The sequence below is a fragment of the uncultured Campylobacter sp. genome (genome assembly GCF_938045535.1).
GTDB lineage: Bacteria > Campylobacterota > Campylobacteria > Campylobacterales > Campylobacteraceae > Campylobacter_B.
In genome coordinates this window covers 1-3,685 of sequence record NZ_CALIMQ010000083.1, presented here as the reverse complement: position 1 = coordinate 3,685, position 3,685 = coordinate 1, and the positions used below count along the sequence as shown (strand labels likewise).

The 3,685-nt window shown below is 48.2% G+C and carries 3 protein-coding genes; all 3 read left to right on the top strand.

The genetic code is table 11. The features are described 5' to 3' along the window. The first annotated feature begins 54 nt into the window (after positions 1 to 54). The 3 genes from Q0095_RS02760 to Q0095_RS02750 all read left to right on the top strand — a co-directional run bounded on the left by Q0095_RS02760 (position 55) and on the right by Q0095_RS02750 (position 3,322). Positions 55 to 1,095: a type II asparaginase gene (locus Q0095_RS02760; RefSeq protein ID WP_297881145.1), complete on the top strand. Its 1,041-nt coding sequence runs from the start codon at positions 55 to 57 to the stop codon at positions 1,093 to 1,095. Between the two features lie 434 nt (positions 1,096 to 1,529). Then, positions 1,530 to 1,988: an acetyl-CoA carboxylase biotin carboxyl carrier protein gene (accB, locus tag Q0095_RS02755; RefSeq protein ID WP_291938704.1), complete on the top strand. Its 459-nt coding sequence runs from the start codon at positions 1,530 to 1,532 to the stop codon at positions 1,986 to 1,988. Continuing rightward, the gene (locus tag Q0095_RS02750; RefSeq protein ID WP_291938702.1) at positions 1,985 to 3,322 is read left to right on the top strand and encodes an acetyl-CoA carboxylase biotin carboxylase subunit; all 1,338 of its coding nucleotides are present in this window, start codon (positions 1,985 to 1,987) and stop codon (positions 3,320 to 3,322) included. Before accB ends, Q0095_RS02750 begins: the two co-directional genes overlap by 4 nt. The last annotated feature ends 363 nt before the right edge of the window (positions 3,323 to 3,685 follow it).

Genomic DNA, 3,685 nt, shown 5'->3' with positions numbered 1-3,685 from the left:
ACTATGGGACTACTCAAGAAATTTGCGTTTATTACGTTTTTTATCGCGTCATCTTTGGCTGCTGCGAAGCCAAATATTTATATTTTAGCTACCGGCGGTACGATCGCGGGAAGCAGCGCAAGTGCCACGGAGGGCAACTATACCGCAGGCTCTAAGGGTGTAGAAGATATCTTATCGGCAGTGCCGCAACTGGGGGATTTAGCTACGATTAAAAGCGAGCAAATTTCAAATATTCACCAAGTAGCCCAAGTAAGCGGTGAGCAGTTAGTGAAAATAGGCTCTCAGGATATGAATGATGAAATTTGGCTCAAGCTTGCAAACCGCGTAAGCGAGCTGCTTACTAAAAATGACGTAGACGGCATCGTCATCGTGCATGGAACCGATACGATGGAGGAGACGGCGTATTTTTTAAGCCTGGTAGTAAAATCTAAAAAACCGATCGTTTTGGTGGGCGCGATGCGAAACGCCGATTCGATGAGCGCGGACGGCCCCTTGAATATCTATAACGCCGTAAGCGTTGCGGCAGATAAAAACGCTCGCGAAAAGGGTGCTCTTGTAGTGATGAACGACGAGATCCACGCCGCGCGCGAGGTTACGAAAACAAATACTACTAACGTTGCGGCTTTTGCCTCGCCAAATTCCGGCAAGATCGGCACCGTAAATTATGGCGTCGTAAATTTCTATATGGCGCCGCTTCGCAAACACACCGTCGCAAGCGAGTTTAATATCAAGGATCTCAAAGCCTTGCCGCGCGTCAATATCATCTATGGACACGCGCAAGATAGCGGCGATTTGGTCGATGCAGCGGTGCAAAAGGGCGCTAAGGGCATTATTGTAGCGGGCGTAGGCAATGGAAATTTATATCCGGATCTGCAGGCTGCGCTCGCAAAAGCTAGCGAAGCGGGCGTGATCGTCGTGCGCTCAAGCCGCACGGGCAGCGGCTCAACTAGCGTTAGCTCGGAGGTGGACGACGCAAAACTTGGCTTTCTAACCGCAGATAATTTAAATCCGCAAAAGGCGCGCGTGCTGCTGATGCTGGCTCTTAGTAAAACGAGCGATAAAGCAAAAATTCAGAGCTTTTTTGCGACACATTAACGCATAGGGCTTCGCGCGGATAGAATTTCGGCGCAAGGCTTTAAAATAAAATTTCGGTATAAAATTTTAAAGAAAAGCGAGGCGCGGGATTTTAATATGAGCTCGGAGGCGAGATTTTAAAGCAAAGCGCGGAATTTTCGTGCTCTGAGCTTGGGCGTAGAATTTCGGTCGTAAAATTAAGCGTTAAATTTTTTAAAGGATTTAAAATCATCCTGCGCCCTTGCGGCAAAATTTCGTGTTTTGCTTGCGAAGTTCGAGCTTAAAATGAACGAGGCAAATCTCGCTCCGTAAATCCTTAAAATCAGTCCGCAAATCCGCCGCAAATTCTGTCGTAAATTTCGCTTTGCACTTCTTAAAAGTCCCGCAAAAATCCATTTAAAGAAACAATTATAAAAATTTAGCTAAAATTTCGAAAATTTTTTCAGGAGAAATTTATGACAAAAGCAGAAATCAAAGAGTTAATGGATTTTTTCGGCGAAAAGCAGGGCATTAACGAGCTAAAAATTAAAGATAAAGATTTTGAAATCGAGATAAAAAAATATGGCCCATGCGGTGGGAGCACGCCTCAGCTCGCCGCACCGGCACCTGCCCCGCAGCTTGCTGCGCCTGCGGTAAATGTGCTCGTGGGCGATAAGCCCGCCTCAAAAGGCGCGATGGATACGATCGACAGCCCGATGGTAGGTACTTTTTATAAAGCGCCAAGTCCCGGTGCGGCAGAGTTCGTAAGCGTAGGTCAGGTCGTGCATAAGGGTGATACGATCGGTATCATCGAAGCGATGAAGATTATGAACGAGATCGAAGCGGAATTCGACTGCCGCATCAAAAAAGCTCTCGTCGAAGACGGACAACCCGTCGAATACGCTATGGCGCTGTTTGAGGTCGAGAAGCTATGAGGGAGCTTAAGAAAATTCTAATCGCAAATCGCGGCGAGATAGCGCTTAGAGCGCTTCGCACGATCCAGGAGATGGGTAAACAGGCTATCGTCGTGCACTCCACCGCCGATCAGGACGCGCTTTACGTAAAATACGCCGACGCGTCGGTCTGTATCGGCGGACCGCGTAGCAGCGACAGCTATCTAAATATCCCCGCGATCATCACAGCCTGCGAGCTAACCGAAGCTGACGCGATATTTCCGGGATACGGCTTTTTGAGCGAAAGTCAAAATTTCGTAGAAATTTGCGCTAAGCACGGCATTAAATTTATCGGCCCGAGCGTCGAGGCGATGACTTTAATGAGCGATAAGAGCAAGGCTAAGCAAGTGATGATGCGCGCGGGCATCCCCGTAGTGCCGGGCAGCGACGGCGCGATCGCAAGTGTCGAAGAGGCGCGCAAACTAGCCGCCGAAATCGGCTATCCGGTCATCATTAAAGCCGCAGCCGGTGGCGGTGGGCGCGGAATGCGCGTGGTCGAGCGCGAAGAGGATATCGAAAAGCTCTTTTGGTCGGCAGAGAGCGAAGCGATGAGCGCATTCGGCGACGGCACGATGTATATGGAAAAATATATCACAAACCCGCGCCACATCGAGGTTCAGGTCTTGGGCGACGAGCACGGACACGTCGTGCATATCGGCGAGCGCGACTGCTCGATGCAGCGCCGCCATCAAAAGCTGATCGAAGAAAGCCCGGCCGTGATCTTGGACGAGCCGACGCGAAAGAGCCTGCACGAAACGGCGGTTCGCGCCGCTAAGGCGATCGGATACGCAAGCGCGGGAACGTTTGAGTTTTTGTACGACAGCAAGGATAAGAAATTCTATTTCATCGAGATGAATACCCGCTTGCAGGTCGAACACACCGTAAGCGAAATGCGAAGCGGGCTCGATCTGATCGAGTGGATGATCCGCATCGCGCAGGGCGAGAAGCTGTTGCCTCAAAGCGAGATAAAATTTAGCGGGCATGCGCTTGAGTGCCGCATTACCGCCGAGGACTCTAAAAGCTTTATGCCAAACCCGGGCAAAATTACAAAATACGTTGCTCCGGGCGGCAGAAACGTCCGTATGGATAGTCACGTCTATGAGGGCTACTCGGTGCCGCCTTACTACGACAGCATGATCGGCAAGCTCATCGTTTACGACAAGGACCGCGCGCGCGCGATCGCAAAAATGAAGGTCGCGCTAGATGAACTCATCATCGGCGGCATAAAATCGACGCGCGATTTTCATCTTAGGATGATGAATAACCCCGATTTCGTGGATAATAACTACGACACAAATTACCTAGCCAAGCACTGAATTTAAAATTCCAAGGGATGAAATTCTCTTGGAATTTTAAAATTTATTTGAAATTCTAAATTTAAGATTTCGTTTGAAATTTTATATTTAAAAATCTACTTGAAATTTTGTTTTAAAATTTCGTCGCGCCACGCTTCAAATTTTGCTATTAAATTTACCGCTAAATCTAGGTGAAGATGCGCTGTCGTCGCGCGTATTTTTAAGGACGAGATTGACGGCGGGCTCGGTTAAATTTTACGTTCTGCGGCGATTGAAATTTAGAATTTATGTCTTGTTGTCACAAATATTTACTTTTATCTATGCGGTTTAGCGTTGATATATGCTACTACGATATTTTTTCTTTCATACGTAGTGACCGAGTTA